This window comes from Paenibacillus cisolokensis (assembly GCF_018403665.1).
Lineage (GTDB): Bacteria > Bacillota > Bacilli > Paenibacillales > Paenibacillaceae > Paenibacillus_AH > Paenibacillus_AH cisolokensis.
In genome coordinates this window covers 1-23,816 of record NZ_BOVJ01000113.1, presented here as the reverse complement: position 1 = coordinate 23,816, position 23,816 = coordinate 1, and the positions used below count along the sequence as shown (strand labels likewise).

Here is a 23,816-nt window from a genome sequence, read left to right as displayed (position 1 = left end):
TGTCAGATTCGTTAGATCGTAAATGGAAGCCTCAATCGTTAATGGAGGATCGTTAATGGAGGATCGTTAACGGAGAAGCGTATGAATTGCGTCCATGATGACCATACGATCCGCCATGCGCCAGCATGACCGCCGAAACCATATCATGGCGCACGGATGAACTCTCCCTTCGCTCCAATCGATTACCGCTTTATGAGCCGCAGCGAGGCGGTGTTAACCGGAAACGGGAAATATTTCCGATCTTTCCGCCCTCCGGACAGCATCGTCATATCTCCAACTTCCCCTCCTCCGGACAACTCCGCAAGCATCGTCCCACCCGCCGTCACATATACTGTACCGAGCTGCGGCCGGCCTGCATGTACAATCGGCTTCGCGGATATGCGCCATCCCGGAAACCGATCCATGAAACATCCACAAAAACTTAATGCTGCGAAAACGAGAAATTTACATATCGAATCTATAATTATGCGGGTAAAAAAGAGAGAGGGACATGCTCCCCATTCCAGATGAAAGGAGGGCAGAATGCGCGATTCATCCGGAGGGAGAACTAGTCATTAGTGCGCTATTCTTCCGGAGAGAGAACTAGTCGTTAGCGCGCGATTCATCCGGTGGGAGAACTAGTCGTTAGCGCGCTATTCTTCCGGAGGGCAGAACGAGTCGTTAGCGCGCGATTCATCCGGAGGGCAGAACGAGTCGTTAGCGCGCGATTCATCGGAAAACAGGCCCCGGCCCGGTTGAACGCCGGCAGAAACGTTTCATCAAACAATTGCGGTTTGGAGGTTCCTAGACGAATGAGGCAGATAAAACGTACGATTGCGCTCTTTCTATGCCTGGGCTTGCTTATTTCCGGGCTTTTGCCGGCTCAAGCCGTACAAGCTGCGGCGGAGAGCGATCCGCAAGCCCAAATCCTCGATACGAGACAGCTCGAAATCGCCCCGGATACTTATTATAACTGGTACGATATGAAGCTTCCGAGAGGGCTGGAGAAAGTACATACCGTGGAATTCCACCCCTCCAACCCCCATCTGGAGTTAATCGCGGGAACGAAAAGCGGCAAAGTGTACGGCATGCAAGGCGTTACGGCCATGGCCGCTTATTACGACAAACCCGGCCAACGAATCATTGCCGGCATTAACGGCGACTTCTATGATTTGTCGAAGTACGGAACCGGCGTGCCGAATGGCCTGTTCATGGGCGACGGCAAAATTCTCAATACGCCGGATGCGAACTATGCCGTCTTCCTGCTGGACAAGGACGGCACGACGCGATATGAGCCGATTCCGAAGCTGACCAGAACGGTCACGATTCACGGCGAAACCAGCAATATTACCCATATTAACCGGTATCGCGAGAACAATCAGCTCATCTTATATACGTTCGATTATGCGGACTCGACGAAAACGAACGAGTATGGAGACGAAGTCGTTTTGGACGTGCTTGAAGGAGAAGTGAAGCATGGCCAAACGATGAGGCTGAAGGTCGCGGAGATTCGCAAAAATGCGGGCAACACGCCTTTGGCCGAGGGGAAGGTCGTGTTGTCCGCAAGCGGCACGGCCAGGGCCGTTTTGGAAGGTCTGAATGTCGGAGACGAGATTACGGCCAACTTCGCTTTCCCTCCGGGATACGAAAACGTGGCGGTAGCCATGAGCGGTTACAGGCTCATACAAGACGGAGTCGTGCTGAGCAACGTTCCGGTTCAGGGCGTTCATCCCAGAACGGCCATCGGCACGAAAGCGGACGGCACGGTCGTCATGATCGAGATCGACGGAAGAGCGCCGGGATTCAGCGAAGGCGTGGAAACGTCGGAGCTCGGCCAGATTATGAAAGACTTGGGCGTCGTCAATGCGATCAACCTGGACGGCGGCGGTTCCTCCACCTTTATCGCCAGATTGCCGGGTGAATCGACGTTCCGCATGTTGAACCGGCCTTCCGACGGGGTTGAGCGGCAAACCGGGAATTCGCTTTTGTTGGTGAACAAGGCGCCGGCGGGCGACGCTGCCAAGCTTGTCGTTCAACCGCAGTTCGAGCGCGTGCTGACGGGAACCGCGCTTCCTTTTAAGGCAAAAGCCGTTGACGCGACCGGCCATCCGGCCTCCTTAACCGGGACGCTTTCATGGAGTGCCGACCCCGAGTATGGAACGATTGATGAGAGCGGGGTTTTTACGGCCGGATCGAAAGCCGGGATCGCCGCGATTGAGGTGACGGCGGAAGGCTTGTCGGGATCGGGACGTGTGGAGGTCGTCACGGAGCTGACCGATCTGAAATTCCCCGATGCGGAGAAAGCGATCGATTCCGGGGCAACCGTCACGCTTCAGGTCCAAGCGCTTCGGAATGGCCAGGAAATTATAGCCGACAACCGTTTGCTGGAGTGGAGAGTGGAAGGCGACATCGGCACCGTGGACGCGAACGGCGTATTTACAGCGACGACCGAGAGCGGCAAAAGCGGCAAAATTTTGTCAAATACGGGAATGTCGAGACATCCATGAATGTCAACGTCGGAACGCCGCCCGTCATTTTGGAAGATTTCGAAGGGAATCTGGACAAATACCACAAGACAGCCGGAGCCAACTACAACAAATCGGTAGCCAGCATTACCTATGAGGACGACTTTGTCCGCTTCGGCAATCAGGCGTTGAAGCTGGAGTACGATTTTACAGGAAAACCAAGCACGTCGGGAGCTTATCTCCAGGCAACGAACCCGGCCAATTATATTCAAATTCCCGGCTATCCGCAAAAATCGGCATGTGGGTTTACGGGGACGGCAGCGGGTATTGGCTCCGGGCGCAAATTCGCGCAAACGGCGGAACCGCGAGCGGCACGCCGCTAAACTTTACCGATGAAACGACGGGCGTGAATTGGACGGGGTGGAAATACGTAGAAGCGGACGTTCCTCCCGGATTGCAGCTTCCGCTCACGATGGATATGCCGGTTCGTCTTATGGCGACCGCAAGCAAGGTGAAAGGCGCGGGCGTGATCTATGTCGACAACATTCGAGCCGTTTACGGGCCGACCCAGGACGATTTCGACCCGCCGATCATCAAAGATATCGAGCCGGCGGAAGGCAGCACCATCCATACGAACACGCCGACTATTCGGGCCGTCGCGGAGGATGCGGGCTACGATCCTAAAGTACATCCGGGCACGACGTTAATCGACCCGGACAAAATTTTCGTTTATCTGGACGATGTTCTCGTTCCGCATACGCTATACCCTCCGGAGGGACGCATCGCGTATAAGCACGACATTCCGCTTGTGGACGGCCTTCATAAAGCGAAAATCAAAGTGCGCGATTTGTCCGGCAACCGAACGGAGAAAGAGTGGATCTTCAACGTCGATACCGGTTCGTCCAAGTTTGTGTACCACGCGCCTGCTGTCACGTATGCCGGGAACAGCTACACGCTCGATATAAAAGGAAGCAACGTAGCCGGCATTCATGCGGGCGAGCTGCAATTCCAGTTTGATGCAAGCAAGATCGAGGCGCTGCAATTTGTGCCGGGCGGCAAGCTGGGCGAAACGTTGGCGCAGGCCGAGATCAATCCGGCTGCAGGTTCCGTGAAGGTGACGTTCGACAGCTTAAACAGCGTGTCTCTTGCCGACGACGATCTTCTCGGACAGATTCAGTATCGGGTCAAACCGGATGCGACGGGGAAACATACGATTCAATTCCAGTCCGGCACCATCAAGCTGACCGAATCGCCGGACAAGGGCTGGACGTTCTTCGGCTTGCCTGTAGAGGCGGAGATCAAGCACGCTCTTGAGCTGAATTGGGATGAGTATGGCGTCGTGGAAGGTTATCCGACAACCTTCACCATTACAGACGAAGCGGGAGTGCCGGTTGAAGGGGTCAAGCTGCTCGTCGACGGCGTGGACCGGGGGACCACCAATAACGAAGGAAAGCTCGTGCTGACGGACCTGACCGGTACGGTGAAGTCGTACAACATTCAAGCGGTGAAAGGAACGCTGTACAGCCCTGTCCGGACACTGACCGTATCCAAGCTGTTCGGGACGGTCACGCCGTACAATGTCAATGTAAATATGGGCGCAGACCCGAAAAGCTCCAGAGGCTTTACTTGGCACACGCACCCCAGCGTCCAAACGACGGTCGTGGAATTGGCGAAAAAAGAAGGCTTCACCGGTTTCGACGGACCGAACGTCATCAAGGTAACAGGCGAAAACTCGTTATTTGTAACTTACGATCTCGGAACGGTTCGTGTGCATAAAGCTGCGGTGAGCGGACTGGAACCCGGTACGGAATACGTCTATCGCGTAGGCGACGGAGCAAGCCATTACAGCGCGCAAGGCTCGTTCGCCACTGCCCCTGCCGATGGCGAGAACTTGAAGTTTTTATTCTTCGGGGATTCCCAGGCGGCGGACAGCAACGGGTTTAACTTATGGGGCAACACGGTGGCGAAAGCCATGAACGAGCACCCGGATGCCGAGTTTATCGTTCATGCGGGCGATATGGTCGACTCGGGCCATCTCGAAGCGCAGTGGAATTGGTTCTTCGATAAGGCGAAGGATTACTTGATGAACACGACCCTGGTTGCGGTGCTGGGCAATCACGAGGTGACCGGAACGAAAGGCATCAGCGACTTTAATCAGCATTTCAACCAGCCGGGGAACGGATTGGAGAGCCTGAAAGGAACGAATTTCTCGTTCGATTACAAAAATGCGCATATTGTCGTGCTGAACAGCGAGTCCGAATATGCCGCCCAGAGGGAGTGGCTCCGTCAAGACCTTGCGGCAACGGATAAGAAATGGAAAATCGTCGCGTTCCACCGCGGTCCTTACGGCAGCATCTACGATACGGCGGAAGTCCGGGAGCAGTGGGTTCCGGTATTCGACGAATTCCAAGTCGATCTGGTCTTGAACGGACATGACCACATTTATCTGCGCAATTTCATGAAAAACAATCAAAAGGCGGACATGGGAGAAGGTACGGCCTATGTCGTCGCCGGGTCGACCGGACCCAAGTTTTACGATCTGGTTCCGAAGCCTTGGACGCAATTTTACGATCGGGAACAAAAGCAAATGTATGTGTCCGTGGAGATTATCGGAAACGAATTAACCGTTGTGACCAAAACGGTGGACGGAAGAGAAGTTGACCGTTTTACGCTCTCGAAGAAAACGGCCTCCTCTGTCGTCATCAGCAAGCCGGAGGTTCAAATCCCTTATGGCCAGTCGGTTAAACTGGACGCCTATGTGCTGCCTGAAAATGCGTTGGACCGTTCGGTTACTTGGTCGGTGTACAGCGGTCAAGACGTTGTGACCGTTACAGACGACGGTCTGGTGACCGCTACCGGTCTCGGTACGGCCGTTGTCCGGGCGACCAGCGTAAATGCCGATGTATATGCGGAAAGTCACATAACCGTGCTGGATGTCTCCCAGGCCATTCGCATCAGCGGTCCTGCCGAGATGGAAGCCGGAAGCTCGGCCCCGACGGTTACGGAAGCCGTATATGTATCCGGCACGAGAGTGCCGCTAACGGCCGGGGTACTGTATGAGAGCAGCCGTCCCGAAGTCGCGTCGATCGATACCGGCGGACAAATTACGGCGCATGCTCAAGGGGTTACCGTCATAAGCGCGGTCTATGAAGATTTGAAAGACAGTTATACCCTTGTCGTGAAGCCCCGTCCGAACCCGGTCACGGCTCTCGAATTGACCGGCAAGTCCAGCATCGTGGTGGGCGAAACGGTTCAGATCGCAGCCACAGCCGTCTATGCGGACAACAGCAGACAGGCCGTAACCGACGGTTTGAATTACAGCAGCAGCGATGAAGCGGTTGTTATCGTGGACGCGAAGGGAATGCTGCAAGGCATTCGCCCCGGAACGGCAACCATCACCGCGACGCTGGGATCGGTAGCAGGCACGCTGCAAGTCACGGTCCGTGAAGAGACGCCGGATACCGGCCCAAGCGAGCCGACACCAAGCCCGGCGCCTGGTCCGGTGCCCGATGAAGATGAAGAGGACGAGTGGACGAAACTGAAGGAGCAATTGAAATCCGGCAACACCGTCATCGAGATCAACGATCCGAATCTGGAGCTCAAACTTCCTGGAAGCGTGTTGGATCTGCTGCAGGATCAACCGTCCATCACGGTTAAATTTGCGAATGCGACCGTAGAAATCCCGGCCGCCGTTCTGGCGGAGCTTCTGGAGCTGGTGCCGGCTGCGCAGCGTTCGGACAGCGTCATTACCTTTAGCGCGACTCCGGTTCCGGGTGAAACGGTCGAACAAAAATTGAATTCCGCAGGGCGCCGGAGCGGGGTCGCGATCAAGACAGCCGGCGACGTGCTGGATTTCAACTTGACGGTTACGGCGAAAGACGGTAAAGCGATCTCATTGTCCGCTTTCAGCAAACCGATTAAACTGGCGCTCAACGTTCAGCCATCCGCAGACAAGCGTCTGGCCGGCATTTACTATATCGGCGACGCAGGCGGGCTCGAATATATTGGCGGTCAGTGGCAGGGAGACGCAATGGTTGCTTCCATCACGCATTTCAGCCTATATGCGGTTCTGGAATACAAGAAGACGTTCGACGACGTGGCGGAAAGCTACTGGGCGGCCGATCCCATTCGAGTGCTGGCAGCCAAACATCTGATTCAGGGAGTAAGCGAGCGCCAATATGCCCCGATGCGCAACGTGACCCGAGCGGAATTTGCGGCGCTCCTCGTTCGCTTGCTCGGATTGAAGGAAGAAGCGAAAACGGCGTTCGCCGACGTATCGCCTGGAGAATGGTTTGCGCAGGACGTGGCGAAAGCCGTGAAAGCGGGCATTGTGAAAGGGATAAGCTCCGAGACGTTTGCGCCTGATGCCCGGATTACAAGGCAAGAAATGGCCGTGATGGCCGTTCGCGCCTACCGATATGCCGCTGCGAACGGTAAAGGCACGGGCATGGCGGCGCCCTTCACCGACCTGACGGACGCCCCGGCCTGGGCTCGTGAAGCGGTCGGAACGGCATACGCGCTCGGCCTCATTCAAGGGCGGTCGGAAACCCGCTTCGATCCGGGTGCGACGATGACACGCGCCGAAAGCGCGCAAGTCGTTTACAATCTGCTGAAACGGCTAGACAACATATCGCCATAACGCGGCATTGAAAAGCAATGGCTCCCCGACCGGGGAGCCATTGCTTTTACCAACGGCAAAGAACGGCAGCGAATCTCGTAATTGCGGTTCAAAACGCTCCTTCTCCGGAAATGGCATAAATGGTAATTGCTGAGATTCAAAAAGACTTAAAACCTTTTTTCTGTTGTTGGACTCGGCTATTTTTTTAGGCGACATTCCCTCTTTGTTTTCTTTATGGAAATCAGCCCCGAACTGCAGCAGCAATTGGATGTATTCCATTTTATAATTTCGTTTTACAGCATAATGGAGAGCCGTATTGCCATCCTCATCAGCGAAATTTACATTTGCCCCGTTTTGTAAAAACCATTCTGCCATACCGAACCTTTTCCATGTAAACGCCGCAAGAAATGCGGCATCCTCAATCTCCGCTCCATATTTTTGAATAGATCGGCCGCTTTGACATCATCGTACCAAGCGATGGCAAACATGCAATGATTGGGGTCTGCGCCTGCGGACAGAAGATAGGTATAAAGCTTTTCATTTCTTCCCCGTGTATACGTGTACCAAAGCGGGGTAGCGGGAAAAAACCGCACCGGTCGGGAATTTTATGAATGGAATTGATGTCCATGCCGCTTTCAAGAAGCAGCTTCAAAATTTGCAGACTCGCTTCAACCTTTTGCGGATCAGTGGAAATATCAAGACCGCACAAATAATGGAGCGCATTTTTGCCGTCCTTTTCCGACCATTGAGTCCACTTTGCGTCTTTGCGGAGCAATTCAGTCCCCTTTCATGATTGCCTAAGCGACCAGGCTCCGAGCCTGGAACGGCGAATTCCTCTGCTCCATAAATTCATGACGCGCTTCCCCTTTAGCATGATTTGGCAATTGACAGTTTTGGATTACAATTGTAATATTTAATCGTGGATTACAGCTGTAGTCGACGGAAGGAGAGTTACGGATGAAGCAGATTCCCAAGATTTCGGACGCGGAGTGGGAGGTGATGAAAGTTTTTTGGGCGAAAGCCCCGCTGACCGCAAACGATGTTATCCAAGCTTTGGAAGGTAGTAAGGATTGGAATCCGAAAACGATACGAACGCTTATTAAACGGCTGGTCGAAAAAACGCCGTCGGTTATAAACAGGAAGGCCGCAACTATTCCTATTTTCCGCTCGTTCAAGAAGAGGAATGCGTGCGATCCGAAACGAGGTCGTTTTTGAAACGCATTTACGGCGGCGCGTTGAAACCGATGATCGTCAACTTTCTTAAGGAAGAGCAATTAACGAAAGAGGATATCGAAGAACTGAAACGCATCCTGGATGAAAGAAGGGATTAGGTCGGATGGCTTCTCTGCTAACGGACGTATTTTACCGGGTCTTATCCGTTTCGGCGATGGCAACGGTGCTGGTCCTCCTCATCTTCTTGGTGAGATGGCTGCTGAAAAACCAATTAAAGCCGCGCTGGACGTATTGGCTATGGATGCTGCTGGCCGTGCGTTTGCTTCTGCCCTGGACGCCCGAAAGCTCCTTTAGCGTGTTCAACCTCATCCCGCTGGAAACGAACGAAACGTCGACGGCGAGCCATCGTGCGGCGCTGGAAAACGAACCCGCAGCCGAATCGAAGCCCGCTTCCGAAGCGGCAGCACCGTTACAACCAACCGAACCGGTCGTCCAGCCGCCATGGAGCGGATTAACGGGAAGCATGCCGGAAACGAAGTCCTTCCCTTGGATGCCGTTCGTATCCGTGGTTTGGCTGATCGGAGCCGTAACGATGCTCGGCTATATTCTCGCGGTAAACATGCGTTTCTCGATGAAAATCAAAAAAGAACCGCCAGTCACCGATCCAAAGGTGAAATCCGTCTTCGAGCAATGCATCCAAGAGATGAAGGTGAAACGGCAAGTCGCTTTAATCGAGTCGAACCAAGCTTCAACACCGATGCTCGCGGGCGTCGTACGGCCTAAGCTTTTGATGCCCGGATACGCTTTAAACACGCTGAATGACAGCCAGCTCAGATACGTATTTCTGCATGAATTGTCGCACGTCAAGCGAAACGATATCGCGGCCAACTGGTTAATGAACGTCCTGCTTGCCTTGCATTGGTTCAACCCTTTGCTTTGGTACGCATACCGCAAAATGCGGGAAGATCAGGAAATCGCATGCGATTCGTTGGCGCTGACCCGCATCGGCCCTGACGAGTCCAGGGACTACGCGGCCGCCATCATCAAACTGCTGGAGGCATTTGCAAGCCAAGTGCGTTTAGCCGGCGTGGCAAGCATATCGGGAAACAAAAAGGAATTAAAGAGGAGAATCATCATGATCACGTCACTGAAAAACAACTCCTACAAAATGTCGCTGCTCGGCCTTGCCGTCATCTTGATCATCAGCGGATGCGCATTAACGAACGCGAAATCCGCCGGCAATGCGGGAGCGGGCAACGAAAACGCCCAAAACGAAGCGCCTGCCCAAACCGACATTCCCGTTCAGGACGAAGATGAGGTTCAAGAATCGAATCCAAGCAGCGATTTTGCGATCCGAGCTAATGGGAAGCTGATCTCGCTCAAAGATTTCGACAACCAGATACGCTTGGCGGAAATATTGGGCGAGCCGATTTCCGAGAACACGGAAACGCTCGGCGACGGGGCCGATACGCATACAGGCTCTCAAATCAAAACATTGACGTATGACGGATTGCAGCTTACCTTGTTCTCGGCCGATCAGGATCAATATTGGGTCATGAAAATGGACGTTGCCGGCGGCGAATACGCTACGGCGAAAGGAGTTCAAATAGGCGATACGGTGGAGGAAATCCAGAAGCTGTACCCGGATATCGAAATCGCCAAAGACGGAAGAACCGATCCGAATAACTGCGCCTATGAAATCCGAAACGACGAAGAATCGAATTACTTGTCTTTTGAAGTAAAAGACGGCATCGTTGAACATATATCGGTTTATCATCTTATACCATAACAAGTCGCTTGCGAAGCATCTACTATTTCGTCCGCAAACAGTGCATCGCCGCGGGTTACATCGCATGTCTGAAATTAAGAGAAATTGGGTGAATACTTAAACCATAAAACTCGATGATTGATTTTGTTCTTAAAGTTTGTTATTTTATTTGAAGGTGGGTTCCTCTTTTTTACAGGAGGATACTAAACATGTACGATGTTTTTATCTTTACTCTTATCATCGTTCTTATTTTCATGATTCGTGAGTTTCATGGTTTTCATTCTATTTCTTTTAAATGTAGCGCAAAAGTAGATTTTGTAAAAAATGAAAAGATGAAATCAGATAGTCTTTCTTCGGCAAATAAAAACTAAGTAAATTTCAAGAGGTTACCCACCTGCTTAATTAAGCAGGTGGGTAAAAACAAATATTATTTAAATGATATATCTATTAATTAAATAAATACAAAAGCTGTTCCTAATTCCTTGAGGAACAGCTTTTTTTTATTATAGTACATTTTCATTCATGGTGGTGGCCGTAAGGTTATGGGATTTAGGACAGCCCCTTCAATATCCATTGTGGCAATTATTATTACGCGACGCTGCTCGCCTCGACGGCCACGGACTACCGCTGCTTGCGGGAACGTTTGAAATACAGAAGCTCATACATAACGGGCACGACGACCAGTGTAAGCAGCGTCGAGCTTGCGAGACCGCCGATGACGACAACGGCCAATCCGCTGGAAATGATGCTGCCTCCGCCCAAGCCGGCAGCAAGCGGCATTAGTGCGCAGATCGTCGCGATCGCGGTCATCAGAATCGGACGAAGTCTCGTTCCGCCGGCTTCGATCAGCGCTTCCCGGATCGTCATGCCGCGTTCGATCTGCTGCTGCACGCGTTCGACCAGCACGATCGCATTCGTGACGACGATGCCGATCAGCATCAGAAACCCGATCAGGCTGGAAATCGAGATCGGTTCTTGGGCGATCAACGTTCCGGCCAGCCCGCCGATCAGGGCGAACGGCAGCGAGAACAAAACGGCGAGCGGCGCCCTTCCTTCCCGGAACGTAACGACCATGACGATGTAAACCATGCCGATCGCTACAAGCATCGCGATCGCCATATCGCTCAGCATCTGGTCGATTTCCTCGTTGCTCCCGCCTAATGTATAGGTGACGCCGTCCGGCAGTTCCAAAGCTTCCAGCTTCTCGACCAGCTCCGCATTGACTTTGCTGACGTTCTTGTCGGTAATCTTGGCGGTGACGGTGGCGTACTCGGCGCCGTTTTTCAACTGAAGATTGCTCGGGAGGTCCACCTCGCTCACGTCCGCGATATCTTTTACAGCGATTTCCGTCCCCTGCCGTGTGCGCAGCTTCAGGTTGGCGATGTCTTCGGCGGAGGCAAGAGATTCCCCGGATAGAGCCAAATACAGATCATTCGCCGACGTGCCGTCCCCAAGACGTCCGATTCTCGTTTCCGTCAAAAACGGACGAAGCATGCCGGACGCTTGTGCGACGGACAAGCCTTGCTCGGATGCGTCTTGTTGGCGCACCGCAATCGAGATGCCCTTTGTTCCGTCCTGCAGATTGCTGCTTACGTTTTCCGTGCCTTCCATTCCTTCGATGGCTTCGATCATAAGATCGGCCGCTTTGCGAATATCGTCCATGGATGGGCCCGTGACGGTAATGCTGATGCGGCCTCCGCCGCCTTCCCCGTCTTTGAACAGATTGAACTGCGCTCCTTCCGGCACCTTCACCTTATCGTTCATTTCCTCGATAAACTCGTCTATATCGGCGTCCGGTGACAACCCGATAAACCAGTCGGCATGATTGACAGCAACGCCTTGCCCGGAGGTGTCTCCCACCGTAACTTGCGAGTTCGTCACAGCGGCATGCTCCCGGATGATGGCGTCGATCCGTTCCGCTTCTTGTTTTACCGCATTCAGACTCGTCCCTTTCGGCATGCTCATCGAAGCGAAAGCATACTTGTAATCCGTTTCGGGCAAAAACGTAACGCCTATGGCACCCGTAAAGATCGGCGCAAGGCTGCCAAGGAACAACAGCGCCGCCACCGACAGCACGGCGAATTTATGCTGGAGCGACCAGTGCAACACCCGCTTATAGCCCCTGCTCAACGCAGATTCGCTCTGCTCTTTCGGACGGTGATGTTTCATGAGCCACCATGCCGTCAGCGGAACGACCGTATAGGCGACGAGAAGCGATGCAAGCAGCGCGAACGTTACCGTAAGAGCAAACGGCCGGAAAAATTCCCCGCTCAACCCTTGAAGCAGTCCGAGCGGCGCGAATACGGCTATCGTCGTCAGCGTCGAAGAAGTGATCGCTTTGCCGACTTCTATCGTACCGTCCAGAATCATCTCTTTGGTTGCCTTTTCCTTTTGCAGGCGGCGCACGATATTCTCAATTACGACAATGCTGTCGTCAACCACTCGGCCGGTGGCGACAGCCAAGCCGCCCAGCGTCATAATGTTAAGCGTAACGTCCGTAAAATATTTGAGGCAGATGATGGCGATCATCACCGACAACGGGATCGACACGATCGCGATCAGCGTCGCCCGGAAGTTCCGTAAGAAGAACAGGATCAGGATCGACGCGAACAGCGCCCCAAGCCCGCCTTCCCGCACCAACGTGTTGATCGACTCTTTGACGTCGGAAGCCCGGTCATACATAATCAGAAAATCGATATTGCTTTGTTCCTTCGCATTATCGAACACTTTCTGCACCTGGTCGGACACTTCGACCGTATTGGCGGTTCCGGTCTTGACGATATGGAGATTGATGCTCGGCTCGCCGTTGGTCATGCTGATGACACTCGCCTCTTTGCCTTGCTCGATTTGCGCGATATCGCCCAACGTGACCCGGTTGACCGGGGATACGACCAGCTTTTTCAAATCGTCGACGGTCCGAATGTCGCCTTGCACGAACACCGGCAAATTGGAATTCTTCATCGTCACCTCGCCGAGCGGGACGCTCAGGTTGTTCGTTTGCAGCGCCATTTGCACTTCTTCGTACGTGACACCGAGTGCTGTCATGCGGGGAGCGTTAAGCCGGATATACACCCCGTCGTCCTGCAATCCGAAGGTTTGAACTTCGGCGACTCCCTCGATCCCTTGAAGTTCCGGAATGACGGAATCTTTGACGAATCGGACCAATTCCTCCGAATCATCTCCCTCTTTGGCAAAACCGATGTGTACATGATCGGTTCGCTCGAGGTGGAGTAATACGCGACCTCGGGTTTTTCCGCATCCTCCGGCAGTTGAATCCCGCCGAGCGCTTCTTCCACTTTGCTCTTTTTCTCTCTCATGTCGTCGCTGTAGCTGAATTCCAGCTGCAGGAAAGAAACGCTGTTCGCCGATTGCGAAACGATGTTTTTGACTCCTTCCACATTGCGCAACGTTTTCTCCAACGGCATTGTCACTTGACTTAGCACTTCGTTCGGAGCCGCACCGGGATAGACGGCGGTCACAAAGATTCCCGGAAACGACACGTCGGGAAGCTGCTCCTGCTTAAACTTGCCGGCCGAGTATACGCCGCCAATCGCAATGAGCAATACCAGCAGAACGACCGCTACCGGATTGCGGAGTGAAAATCGGGTAAATTGTTTCATCTCTTTACTGCCCCTTCCATGCCAATGAGGTGATTCGACAGATTGCATCCGATCGACGATTCGTGCAGCAACCTCCGATTTCGATCGATTTAATCTGCTATTCATTGTAAGTTGGCACGGAACCGGTCAAAACCATCCGCAGAATGGCATGGAACTCGGACTTTGGGCGGGGAGGCGACTGTCCTAAAGTCTCATGCGAACATACAATCGCTGACAGGCTGTTGTCATGAAACTGATGCATAATGTACGTTGTGGACTGGACCGGAATTCCCGAAGTTTGAAGGATTTGGCGGAACATTGTAGAACTAAAGGCCTGTAATTGCGACAGTGAGGTGTAGCCCGTTGAACTCCCGGTTTCGATTTAAATTGTCACTGACGATGATTGTTTTTGCCGTCGCCATTTCGTTTACGATCGCCATCACCGATTATGTCAGGCTGCGCGAACAAGTTGCCGCCAACGGGCAGTTGCAGGTGCGGCATATCGAAAACGCGGCGCTCGATTCGTTAAGAACGGTGGAGAAAGCCTACGCTTTGTTCGGACAAGATATCATTGCCGAAATGAAAGAAAGCGCATCGTATCTGGCCGACAAATATATGGAGTCCCCGGCCTTTGACGAATGGGACTTTCAGCAATTGAAAGAGCAGCTCGGTTTCGATATTTACATCATCGATGAAAACCTGGTCATTACGCATAGCAGTTACCAGGAAGACATCGGCCTCAACTTTGCGAAATGCTGCCGGAAACTGGCGGCCTTGCTGGAGGAAAGAAGGCAATCGGGCGGATTTTACAACGACGGACTGGATATCGAACAATCGACGGGGCAAGTCAAAATGTACGGCTATTTGGCTACCCCCGACAAAAAGTACATCATTCAGCTGGGCCTGTCGCTTCAGGACGGGGCTATTTTTCAGGAGTTCGATTTTCTCGAGGAGATTGCCAGACGGACAGCGCAGTATCCTTCTCTTTACGAAATCAATGTTCTCAACATCGGGGGCATCTCGTTCGGCAAGCCGGTCGAAATCGGAAAACTGACCGAAGAAAGGCGGCACGCTTTCGAACGGACGCTTCAAACCAAACAGACGACGGAATTCAGCGGAATATGGAACAACGAACCGGCCGTTTACCGTTACGTTTATTATGTCTCGGATTTCGACCAGGGAACAGGCAAAAATAAAGTGTTGGAAATCATATATAGCAATGCGGAATTGCAAGCGGTCCTTCAAAGCCACAAAAAAACATTTATTGTCCAATTGTTCGGGATTCTCGTCATTTCGGTCGCGCTCGCTTCGGTCATTTCGAGATGGGTCGCCAAGCCCATGTATCTGGCTTTTCACGACAGTTTGACCGGGCTTAAAAACCGGGCCGCTTTCAATGAAATGCTGCAGTCGATCCTGAAGGAAAACAAAGGAACGACCGCTTTAATGATGATCGATGTCGACAACTTCAAATGGATTAACGACTATTTGGGGCATGACGCGGGGGATCGCTTTTTGCAAAATGCGGCACAGCGCATTCTCTCGATCGTTCGGGAAGAGGATATCCCTGTCCGATGGGGCGGCGACGAATTTGTGATCATTATGCCGAACACGACGAAGCAACAAGCGGAAGCCCAGGCCGGGCTGATCATCGCCGCCATTCGCGACAGCTGCGATCCGCGCGCAGAGGATCGGATAACCGTCAGTATCGGCATCGCTTTGGCCCCGGAACACGGGACCGACCCGGAAACGCTGTGCAAGCAAGCGGACATTGCCTTATATGCCGCGAAGGAACAAGGGAAAAACCGGTATCGGGTGTACTCCGCATCTATCTGATGGCCCTAAAGGCCGCATCAAACGATAAGCGCATGCCGCCTCCCGGGTGACATGCGCTCGTTTACGTTTCCATCATCCTTTGACGGCGCTGGAATACGCGCCCTGGATGAAATATTTTTGGAACAGGACGAACACGACCAAAATCGGAAGCAGCGCGATCATCGCGCCGGCCGCGACCAATCGTGTATTGGTGACGAACGTTCCTTTCAGCTTGTACAATCCGATCGTCAGCGGATAAAGCTTTTCGTTCTCGATTACGAGATACGGCCACAGGAAGTTGTTCCAAGCGCCGATAAAGCTCAATATGCCGAGGGTGGCCAGCATCGGCTTGACCATCGGGAACATGATCGACGCCCAGATGCGAAGCACGCCTGCGCCGTCGATGACGGCCGATTCTTCCAGCTCTTTCGGGATGCCGACGAACGCCTGCCGCATCAGGAAAATGCCGAAGGCCGATACCGCTCCGGGCAAAATGACGCCGGCGAATCCGCCCAGCAGTCCAAGCTTGTTCAAGATCAGGTAGATCGGAATCATGGTCACTTCGCCGGGAATCATCATCGTGGCGATAATGATGATGAAGATCAGCTGCTTCCCGCGGAAATTCATGCGCGCCAACGGGAACGCCGCCAGCGAGCAAAATATGAGCGGGAGAAGGACGCCGAAGAAGGACAGAATGACGCTGTTCCACATATAAAGCGGAATCGGGAGCGAGTTCCAGACCGTCATATAGTTTTCGAACGTTAAATTAACCGGAATCAGCTTCGGCGGCATCGAGAAAATCGCTTCGTTCTGCCCTTTCAGGGAAGTGGATACGGACCAGAGAAAGGGGACGATCGTGACCATGGTCATCGCAATCAGAAAAACGTAGGAAATGATCCATCTGATCAGTTTAGGTTTTGTAATATTCACGTTGTTCGCACCCTCCCCTCATTCTTTATCCAACGTCCGCTGATTCAGCATCGACAGCACGAGAATGACTGCAAACAGGAGGAACGATATCGCGGATGCGTATCCCATGTTCAGCGACGTAAACGCCTCTTCGAACACCAGATATACGACAGTCGTCGACGCGCCGATCGGGCCGCCCTGCGTCATCGTCAGCATCAACGTAAACTCTTTGAATGCGGACATCGTGGACACGACGGCGACAAAGAAAATCATCGGTCTCAGCATCGGGAACGTAATATTGAGATGCTTCCGCCAAAAACCCGCTCCGTCCAATTCCGCGGCCTCATATAAATCCGACGGAACCGACTGCAAGCCCGCCAGATAAAACAGCATGTAATAGCCGAGTCCTTGCCATACCGTTACAATGCCGAGGCTCGGCATGACTACTTTGGTACTGGTCAGCCATTTCACAGGCTCGATGCCGAGCAAGCTGAGAAAATAGTTGAAGATGCCGTCGCTCGCGAACATCCACTGCCACAGGAAAGCGGTGACGACGACCGAGACGAGAACCGGGAAGTAGAAAATGAGCCGGAACACTTTGACCCCGAGCAGCTTCTGGTTGACCAGAATGGCCAGAAATACCGGCAGCACGACCAGCGCCGGCGTAACGAGAATCCAGTAATAGAACGTGTTCTTCATCGCGTTCCAAAATTCGGAATCCCGCAGCACTGCCATATAGTTCTTCAATCCGACCCAATCCATCGGCTGAAAGACGTTATAGTTCGTAAAGCTCAAAAAAAAGGCGATGAATGCAGGTATAATACTGAACGCCATCAGAAGCAGGAGCGCCGGAGTCAGAAAAAACCATGCATGCCTAGTTTTGTACATCGGACACCTCCCGTAAATATGTTCCGTCTAGCCGCAGGAAAGAACGGCTAGACGGAGGACGTGTTGACACGTGGTTCTGATTATTCGGTAGCCAGAAGCTTGTTCACTTCGGCTTCCGCATCGTTAAGCGCTTGCTGCGGATCTTTGCCTTGTACGAGCACTTTTTGGAACTCTTCGTTCAGCACTTTGTTGATCTGCGAGATGTTCTCGACCGGCGGATACATGTTTTCCGAATACTCCAGCTGCTTGGCTGCGAGGTACAGACCTTTTTCCGCCGGATCGGTGGAGTCTGCGCCTTTCGTGAAATATTCGTCAGCCGCGGCCGATTTGACGGAAGGCAGAATCGCCACGATTTTGCTGAATGCCAGCTGATTCTCGCCATTCGTAATAAACTTCGCGAATGCTGCCGCTTCCTCTTTATGCTTGCTGCTTTCGGCAACGGCGATGTTCATGATGGCGACGTTGACTTTGCCGGATTTGCCCATAATGGCGCCCGTCGCATCGGACTTCTCGTACACTTCCGGCGACAGGTCCTTCACCTGACGGAACAGCTGCGGCCCGGTTGCCCAGAACGCGATTTTCTCCTGCGCGTACCATTCGTTCGGCTTCGCCTGGCCGAGCAGCAGTTCGTCCGGAATGAGGCCCTCGTCGTATCTTTGTTTAAACTTTTTGAGGAGCTCGAGCGCTTCCGGCGTATTGAACGCCGCTTTCGTATAGTCGTCGGATACGACCTTGATCCCTTCTTGAGGAAACGTCAGCTGGATGCCGCTCGTCGTGAAGCCGTATGCTCCCGTTTTTTCCTTGATGGCCTTGGACATTTCCCAGGCTTCTTCTTCCGTCTTCGGCGGTTCGGAGAAGCCGGCCTTCTCCAGCAGCTCTTTGTTATAGAGCGTTACGCTGTTGGACAGATACCACGGAATAGCGTAGGACACGCCTTTCAGCTCGCCGGCCGACCAGACGCCTTCGAAATACTGGTCTTTCACGTCTCCGGCCAGTTCGTCCATATTCGCGAGAGCGCCCAATCCGGCCAGCTTCTTCAAGTAGTCGGTGTTCAGGTTCATAACGTCGGCCAGACTGTTCGAAGCTGCCGCGGTGAGCGTCTTCTGTTCGACCGCGTCGTAAGGGATATCCTGCCAATTCACTTTTACACCGGGGTTCTGCGCTTCGAAATCGGCGATGACGCCGTTAATGTAATCATCGAATGTAGGGCTGAGTGAAATCGTCCAGAACGTAATTTCTTTTGTTCCTCCGCTACCTTCCGCCGCGTTGCCTTCTCCGCCCGAGGTTTGCTCGTTTCCGCTTCCGGATCCGCCTCCGTCCCCGGTGCTTCCGGTTCCGCTGCTTCCGCCGCCGCCGCAAGCGCTGACAAAGAGTGCGAGGGCCGCGATCAAAATAAATAGCTTGCTCTTCCTGACCATACCTTTTTCCCCCTTACATGTAATGTAGGATTTTTTCTCCCTAAATAAAACTTAAGATGAAAATTACCTCCACTTCTATCATATTACGATTTTCCGGTCTCGTCAATTTATTCATCGATAAAATTTCGGAAAATTCGACATTCTCCGTACTCTTGATTATATTTCCGGCCAGTGCATCTGAATGCCCTGCTCCGCAAGCAGTTCCTGGAATTGCCTAAGATGCCGCTTGTTCTCGCGAATTTCCTTTGGACTTACGCGATTGGAGATCGCATAGGCCGCCAGATAACCGGCTGCTTCCCCGATGTTCCATTCCGTCGGATGAAGGCGGTAACACCCGTTCGTAATCTGGGTTGTGCCGATATTTTTGCAGGCGGGCAGCAAATTGTTCAATCTAACCGGAATGAGTGCGCCCAGCGGAATTTCGTACGGATAGGTCGGGATGTAGAAACCGCGGTTCGATCGGGTCGTCGGATGCAGATCCAGATGATAACTGCCGACGCCGACGCTGTCCTCGTAACGAAGAATGCCCTTGCTTCCGCGAATTTCTTTGCTGACGTCTCCTTCGGTAATCGTGTAGACCGCCTTGATTCTGCGCGATTCCCGTATATACGGATGCTTCGCCAGCCCGTCCTCGGTCCCGAGCACGTCCGGGCGCAACCGGATTCCCCGGTACCCTTTGCCCCCGTCCGGGCGCGGAGCTTCCGTCTGCAGCCAGTATACGAGCGAAAGGCTCAGCTGCCGGGCCGACTCGAGATGCTCGAGCCGCTCCGCCTCGGGAACGTCGATCACCGGTCCGAGAAAATAATCGTTTTGCGGCCAGTTGACCAGCGTGATGTCGCTTTCAAACAGCCCGTCCCGGAACTGAGATTTGTCGATAATTCGCCGGTACGTCCACAGCGACGGAATGTTCCTGTCATTGGGAAACAGCTCATACCGCTTGGCGACCGCCGGATCGGCCGGATCGCTGCTGATCCAGCCGAGCAGCGGATAGCGGGAGAAGCGGGGGACGAATCGGCGCCAAAAATCGTACTGTTCCGGCTTGTCGATCGTTTCCTCCCGGCCTTCTACGAAGTCCAGCGCGAAAACATGCGTAATCGCCTGCATATCGAGCGGATCGGCGGCGTCGGGCGCATGCGGCTCGCCCGTCTCGTCCCGGGCTTCGGCTCCCGTGACATATTCGGCTCCGGCAAGCGGGAGTACGTCTCCGCACTCCGTCGCATCCAGAAAAAATTGCCCGGTCAGCGTTACCCGCCGGCCGCTGTCCGTATGCTCGACCGTCACCGATCGAACCTCATCATGACCGGAGGCGGCTTCTACCGGCCGGTATCGGTAAAGAACGGTGATCCGGCCGCTGCTGACATAGGGAGCGAGCATATCCTCGATCACCCGCAGCGCCGCCTTCGGTTCGTGGCACAAGCGGCTGACCCAGCCGTTCCCCGGATTCAGCTGCGGATGATGGCGCGCTTCATCCGTCAGCGGATAATGACTCGTATAGTATGCGCGCACGCGATTGCGAAATTCGCGGTAGGTGGCGGTACAGCCGAATTGCTCGATCCATTGGTGCTCATCCGGCGGAACCGCCTGACTTGTCAGTTGTCCTCCGAGCCAATCGGTTTCTTCGGTCAAGACGACGCTTCGCCCCATTTTGGCGGCTGCCAGGGCGGCCATGCAGCCGCCCGTACCGCCTCCGACGACAATGACATCGGCCGATATCCCGCAAGCGACCGTTTCCACTTTTGACCACCTCGATCTATACTTTTTCTTTCGCCAGTCTGAAGACCGACAGCTCCGCCACGTACCGCTTCGTAATTTCCTGGGGCCGGGTAATGGCCGTACCGACGACAACCGCATAAGCGCCCAGCTCCAGCATTTTCACGGCTTCCTTCGGCGACCAGATTCTTCCTTCAGCAATAACGGGAATGGATAATTGCTTGACGGCGCGTTTCACCAATTCATAATCGGGTCCGGCATTTTGCGGAGAATAGGACGTATAGCCCGACAGCGTCGTCGACACGCAGTCCACGCCTAGCGATTCGGCATATTCGGCTTCTTCCATCGTGGAAACGTCCGCCATAATCGGCTGTCCTTGCTCCTTCATGGCCGTAATCAACGATTCCAGCGTTTCCCCGTTCGGCCGGCGGCGCCGGGTCGCGTCAAGCGCCACGATATCGGCGCCTGCCGTTATCAGCTGCTCGACTTCCTTCCATGTCGGCGTTATAAAGACTTCGCTATCCGCATAATTTTGTTTTACCAAACCGATAACCGGCAAGCCGGTAACTTGTTTGATCGCGGCGACATCTTCCGCTCCATTGGCGCGGATGCCGACGGCGCCTCCTTCCTCCGCCGCCCGCGCCATCCTCGCCATAATATGCGCTCCATGCAGCGGTTCATGTTCGAGAGCCTGGCAAGAAACGACCAGTCCGTTTCGAAGCTGCTCCAACATGCTGTTCACACGAACTCACCTCCTTTTATATCGTTCGAAAAGCCGGTTAATCTGCAGCGACGACACGGGTTTTCAAACCGACTTCGAACATTCTGCCCCATGGCATATAGCAATCGTCGATCACAATGCGATAGTTGTCATCGTCAATGCGGGATTGCACAAATTTATAGAGCTCTTCCTTCACGATGCCCGACACTTGGCCGCGCTGGCCGTCGACCTTGAAATAGTCGAATCCCAGGCCGGGCAACACCTCGTTCGTCACGTAATGGCGGACATGCGCGCAATAGCCCGCATCCTCCACAAACCGCAAGGACAGAAAATCCCGGTGCGCCGCGGTATTGCCATAAATGGCGAATATCATCCCTTGGGCGATGCAGGTTCCGAGCGAATTGGAGCTCGTATTCCAGCCTGCGTAGCCGGCCAGGCGGAACAGCAGCTTCCGGGCGCGCAGCAGCTTGAGCAAACCGAGATCCGCACCGTTCGCGAAGGCTACATCCGCCACGATGCACGGCTTGCGCAAATGACGAATCGCATAATCGGCCGTTTCGACCAGCTCCGCGATGTTGCGCCCGACATGATAGCCCGGATTGGCGTCATGCTGCGCGACCGCTTCCATCATCGTTTCGCCCGGCGCATTGACGCACAGGACGAGATCCGCGTCGGCAAGCGACGAAGCGACCAGCCCTCCGGCGGCAAGTATGTGATATTTCACGCTCTCGTGCAGATCGCGGTCCTCGTACAGCGGCGTCACGAACGGGCTGCGCGTCCCGGCGTAATGGACGTACACAAGCGGCTTGCGCCCGCGCATATCGTTGATCATCCGGGCCAGCAGCGTGCAGCCTACCTCGTCGGCGCCCGGATACATATAGACGCGGAGCTCCGCATCCAGCTCCGCGATCCGGTCCCGCACGAGCTGCTGATCCATCGCCGTCAGCCCGTACGGCGCGGAATCGTCCTGCGGGATGACCAGGAAGTCCACCGTTCCTTCTTGGACAAGCTGTACGGCCAGCTTGTTGACTTCCCGGTTGACGGCCCGCCGTTCCGTATAATCCTGCCAGTACTCGGGAGGCAATGAGGCTTCGATGGAACGCAATTCGGCCTGTTCTTCTTCCGTGGCCAGACCGAGCCGGAGGCGATGGCCGATATATCCCTTCAGGAAGATCTCCCGGCCCCAATCTTCGTAATAATCCGGTTCCTCGTCGCTGCTCGAATAACGCGGACAACGCATGATCAGGTTAAAGGCAAACACTTTCAACCCCGGGTTCGCTTCTTTCAATTTACGCAAATTTCGCAGCCGCTGACCGCATTGTTCGACCGTAAACGTGTGCAGCCGGGACGGAAGAATTCCCCCGTAAACAAGGGTATCCAAAGACAGAATCGCGCCGTCCGCATCTTCGGCTTGTTCCAGAAGCCAGGCCCATAACCGTTCCACATCGCCCGGCGTCTTCTTCTCCCCCATCAGATCGGGCTCGGGCCTTACAACGTCGATATCCGTGCCTTGCGCCAGGGCGGCCGGAAATTCATAGTTGCAAGGGCGTTCGTCCAGAGGGATATACACGATCTTCTTCATTGGCCACTCTCCTCGTTTCATGCGCTGATCATTGCTCCTGCTCTCTTATTCTATCACAATCGGAAAAATTGCTCCACTTTATTATATTTCTATGAAAAATTTCTTTTTATGCCTGTTTCCCGCCCAATTCGACAAAACCGTTTACGCCCGCAAACGGATATTCTATGATAGAGAGAACTTGAATGTACTTGATCGCTTGATGCGGATAGAGGGGATCTGCACCACCGGACTTTGATACGATGCGGCAAAACGGAGGAGTTGCTGTGGCTCGTTTTTTGTTCATAACGGACACCCATTTCGGGGCCGAACAAGTCGGATTTCACCAGCAGCCGGCATATCCGGACAACATTCGCGAACTTCTGGATTGCCTCGTCCGCGAGGAGATCGAACGGGGCGGCATCGACTTCGTGCTGCACGGAGGAGACATGGTCGACAGGTGCGAACCCGATATTGTGCGGGGAGCGGCAGAAGTGTTCCGTCTTCCCGTGCCGGTCTATCTTTCCCTCGGGAATCACGACCTGACCCGTCGCGATGCGCTCGATATTTGGCTTTCGGAAGCGCCCGGATTTTTAACGGCCGCTCCCCCCAATATGCGGTCCGTTGCGGCGATTGCGTCATACATATCGTCCCGAACCAATGGGAAGCGGATACCCTGTACTATTGGCATGAAGCGCAGGTGCCCTATTTCGCCGAGGATCAGATCGGGCGGTTGGAAGCGGCGGTGTCGCAGCATCCCGACTGCGTGCACCTGCTGTCGATCCACAATCCGATTTTCGGGGTTTCACCGGAACAAAGCGGTCTTGCCGGGATCGTTCACGCCGTTCCGGACGCTTTCCGGGAAGCCGTCACCGGTCTCGTCCAAAAACATCCGAACATCAAAGGCGTGCTGTCGGGGCATAGCCATATCAATACGCTCGTTCGCGACGGGGAAGCCATTTATGCAAGCGGCAGTTCGTTCGTGGAGACGCCGTTCGAATATAAAGTGGTTGAGGTAACGAAGCATTCGCTGCGGATCGAAACGCGGAAAGTCAAATCCGCGCTCCGTTTCGCGCCCGCCTATAATCCGAGCCGCGCGTTCGTACAGGGGCGCCCGCAGGACCGGGAGGCGAAATTGCGGTTTTGAGGCGGCGCCTGCGGCATGCGGCTTAGCGCAGCTGCAGGGCCTTTTCGCCTG

The 23,816-nt window shown here is 53.9% G+C and carries 18 protein-coding genes and 2 pseudogenes; 9 read left to right on the top strand and 11 right to left on the bottom strand.

The genetic code is table 11. From position 1 onward, the window contains the following. Window positions 1–182: 182 nt before the first annotated feature. On the bottom strand, window positions 183–404 hold the full coding sequence (locus PACILC2_RS15815; protein ID WP_213529418.1) for a hypothetical protein: 222 nt from the start codon (window positions 402–404) through the stop codon (window positions 183–185). Between the two features lie 387 nt (window positions 405–791). Between PACILC2_RS15815 and PACILC2_RS15810 the strand changes: the two genes are divergently transcribed. From PACILC2_RS15810 to PACILC2_RS15800, 3 genes are read left to right on the top strand one after another with little or no spacing between them, the layout of a single operon-like run. Then, entirely contained in the window at window positions 792–2,486 is a 1,695-nt protein-coding gene (locus tag PACILC2_RS15810; protein WP_213529416.1) for a phosphodiester glycosidase family protein, read from the top strand. Beyond that, window positions 2,483–2,827, top strand: coding sequence for a hypothetical protein (locus PACILC2_RS15805; RefSeq protein WP_213529414.1), 345 nt, complete (start codon window positions 2,483–2,485; stop codon window positions 2,825–2,827). The genes PACILC2_RS15810 and PACILC2_RS15805 overlap by 4 nt, the downstream gene beginning before the upstream one ends. Beyond that, a complete protein-coding gene (locus tag PACILC2_RS15800) occupies window positions 2,743–7,083 on the top strand; it encodes an S-layer homology domain-containing protein (protein WP_213529412.1) in 4,341 nt (1,446 codons plus the stop codon). Before PACILC2_RS15805 ends, PACILC2_RS15800 begins: the two co-directional genes overlap by 85 nt. On the opposite strand, the gene PACILC2_RS15795 is transcribed toward PACILC2_RS15800, so the two are convergent. Both PACILC2_RS15795 and PACILC2_RS15790 read right to left on the bottom strand, forming a co-directional pair. Further along, a complete protein-coding gene (locus PACILC2_RS15795) occupies window positions 7,063–7,485 on the bottom strand; it encodes an ankyrin repeat domain-containing protein (RefSeq protein ID WP_280515328.1) in 423 nt (140 codons plus the stop codon). The genes PACILC2_RS15800 and PACILC2_RS15795 overlap by 21 nt on opposite strands. Beyond that, on the bottom strand, window positions 7,481–7,837 hold the full coding sequence (locus tag PACILC2_RS15790) for a hypothetical protein (protein ID WP_213529408.1): 357 nt from the start codon (window positions 7,835–7,837) through the stop codon (window positions 7,481–7,483). Before PACILC2_RS15790 ends, PACILC2_RS15795 begins: the two co-directional genes overlap by 5 nt. A 182-nt stretch (window positions 7,838–8,019) precedes the next feature. Here PACILC2_RS15790 and PACILC2_RS15785 point away from each other — a divergent pair. The 3 genes and pseudogenes from PACILC2_RS15785 to PACILC2_RS15775 all read left to right on the top strand — a co-directional run bounded on the left by PACILC2_RS15785 (window position 8,020) and on the right by PACILC2_RS15775 (window position 10,374). Beyond that, window positions 8,020–8,393: pseudogene (locus PACILC2_RS15785) on the top strand (BlaI/MecI/CopY family transcriptional regulator). A gap of 5 nt (window positions 8,394–8,398) precedes the next feature. Beyond that, complete coding sequence (locus PACILC2_RS15780; RefSeq protein ID WP_213529406.1) at window positions 8,399–10,024, top strand: M56 family metallopeptidase; 1,626 nt, start codon at window positions 8,399–8,401, stop codon at window positions 10,022–10,024. Between the two features lie 188 nt (window positions 10,025–10,212). Beyond that, a complete protein-coding gene (locus PACILC2_RS15775) occupies window positions 10,213–10,374 on the top strand; it encodes a hypothetical protein (protein ID WP_213529404.1) in 162 nt (53 codons plus the stop codon). Window positions 10,375–10,624: 250 nt separating this feature from the next. On the opposite strand, the gene PACILC2_RS15770 is transcribed toward PACILC2_RS15775, so the two are convergent. Both PACILC2_RS15770 and PACILC2_RS28040 read right to left on the bottom strand, forming a co-directional pair. Beyond that, window positions 10,625–13,123, bottom strand: coding sequence for an efflux RND transporter permease subunit (locus tag PACILC2_RS15770; RefSeq protein ID WP_280515327.1), 2,499 nt, complete (start codon window positions 13,121–13,123; stop codon window positions 10,625–10,627). Further along, window positions 13,045–13,623 (bottom strand): efflux RND transporter permease subunit, encoded by a 579-nt coding sequence (locus PACILC2_RS28040; RefSeq protein WP_280515326.1) that lies wholly within the window; start codon window positions 13,621–13,623, stop codon window positions 13,045–13,047. Before PACILC2_RS28040 ends, PACILC2_RS15770 begins: the two co-directional genes overlap by 79 nt. 342 nt (window positions 13,624–13,965) lie before the next feature. Between PACILC2_RS28040 and PACILC2_RS15765 the strand changes: the two genes are divergently transcribed. Continuing rightward, window positions 13,966–15,435 carry a GGDEF domain-containing protein gene (locus tag PACILC2_RS15765; protein WP_213529401.1) on the top strand — a complete coding sequence of 490 codons (1,470 nt, stop codon included), beginning with the start codon at window positions 13,966–13,968 and terminating at the stop codon, window positions 15,433–15,435. A gap of 72 nt (window positions 15,436–15,507) precedes the next feature. Here the strand turns inward: PACILC2_RS15765 and PACILC2_RS15760 are convergent, their stop codons facing one another. The 6 genes from PACILC2_RS15760 to PACILC2_RS15735 form a co-directional block, all read right to left on the bottom strand. Then, window positions 15,508–16,344, bottom strand: coding sequence for a carbohydrate ABC transporter permease (locus PACILC2_RS15760; protein WP_062495033.1), 837 nt, complete (start codon window positions 16,342–16,344; stop codon window positions 15,508–15,510). Between the two features lie 18 nt (window positions 16,345–16,362). After that, on the bottom strand, window positions 16,363–17,211 hold the full coding sequence (locus tag PACILC2_RS15755; protein WP_062495035.1) for a carbohydrate ABC transporter permease: 849 nt from the start codon (window positions 17,209–17,211) through the stop codon (window positions 16,363–16,365). A gap of 80 nt (window positions 17,212–17,291) precedes the next feature. Then, window positions 17,292–18,629, bottom strand: coding sequence for an ABC transporter substrate-binding protein (locus PACILC2_RS15750; protein ID WP_213529400.1), 1,338 nt, complete (start codon window positions 18,627–18,629; stop codon window positions 17,292–17,294). A 156-nt stretch (window positions 18,630–18,785) separates the two neighbouring features. After that, complete coding sequence (locus tag PACILC2_RS15745) at window positions 18,786–20,363, bottom strand: FAD-dependent oxidoreductase (protein ID WP_280515325.1); 1,578 nt, start codon at window positions 20,361–20,363, stop codon at window positions 18,786–18,788. Window positions 20,364–20,379: 16 nt separating this feature from the next. Further along, window positions 20,380–21,072: an N-acetylmannosamine-6-phosphate 2-epimerase gene (locus PACILC2_RS15740; protein ID WP_213529420.1), complete on the bottom strand. Its 693-nt coding sequence runs from the start codon at window positions 21,070–21,072 to the stop codon at window positions 20,380–20,382. 46 nt (window positions 21,073–21,118) lie between these two features. Beyond that, window positions 21,119–22,642, bottom strand: coding sequence for a DUF4127 family protein (locus PACILC2_RS15735; RefSeq protein WP_244863554.1), 1,524 nt, complete (start codon window positions 22,640–22,642; stop codon window positions 21,119–21,121). Between the two features lie 239 nt (window positions 22,643–22,881). Between PACILC2_RS15735 and PACILC2_RS29415 the strand changes: the two are divergent. Both PACILC2_RS29415 and PACILC2_RS27050 read left to right on the top strand, forming a co-directional pair. Beyond that, window positions 22,882–23,130: pseudogene (locus PACILC2_RS29415) on the top strand (metallophosphoesterase); the annotation flags it as partial. A 56-nt stretch (window positions 23,131–23,186) separates the two neighbouring features. Continuing rightward, window positions 23,187–23,765: a metallophosphoesterase family protein gene (locus tag PACILC2_RS27050; RefSeq protein WP_244863553.1), complete on the top strand. Its 579-nt coding sequence runs from the start codon at window positions 23,187–23,189 to the stop codon at window positions 23,763–23,765. The last annotated feature ends 51 nt before the right edge of the window (window positions 23,766–23,816 follow it).

Bases quoted from the DNA above. Each gene is read 5' to 3' on its own strand.
- PACILC2_RS15735 (WP_244863554.1), bottom strand. From the start codon at position 22,642: ATGAAGAAGATCGTGTATATCCCTCTGGACGAACGCCCTTGCAACTAT.
- PACILC2_RS15775 (WP_213529404.1), top strand. From the start codon at position 10,213: ATGTACGATGTTTTTATCTTTACTCTTATCATCGTTCTTATTTTCATG.
- PACILC2_RS15740 (WP_213529420.1), bottom strand. From the start codon at position 21,072: ATGTTGGAGCAGCTTCGAAACGGACTGGTCGTTTCTTGCCAGGCTCTC.
- PACILC2_RS15780 (WP_213529406.1), top strand. From the start codon at position 8,399: ATGGCTTCTCTGCTAACGGACGTATTTTACCGGGTCTTATCCGTTTCG.
- PACILC2_RS15755 (WP_062495035.1), bottom strand. From the start codon at position 17,211: ATGTACAAAACTAGGCATGCATGGTTTTTTCTGACTCCGGCGCTCCTG.
- PACILC2_RS15815 (WP_213529418.1), bottom strand. From the start codon at position 404: ATGGATCGGTTTCCGGGATGGCGCATATCCGCGAAGCCGATTGTACAT.
- PACILC2_RS28040 (WP_280515326.1), bottom strand. From the start codon at position 13,623: ATGAAACAATTTACCCGATTTTCACTCCGCAATCCGGTAGCGGTCGTT.
- PACILC2_RS15750 (WP_213529400.1), bottom strand. From the start codon at position 18,629: ATGGTCAGGAAGAGCAAGCTATTTATTTTGATCGCGGCCCTCGCACTC.
- PACILC2_RS15800 (WP_213529412.1), top strand. From the start codon at position 2,743: ATGTGGGTTTACGGGGACGGCAGCGGGTATTGGCTCCGGGCGCAAATT.
- PACILC2_RS15810 (WP_213529416.1), top strand. From the start codon at position 792: ATGAGGCAGATAAAACGTACGATTGCGCTCTTTCTATGCCTGGGCTTG.
- PACILC2_RS15805 (WP_213529414.1), top strand. From the start codon at position 2,483: ATGAATGTCAACGTCGGAACGCCGCCCGTCATTTTGGAAGATTTCGAA.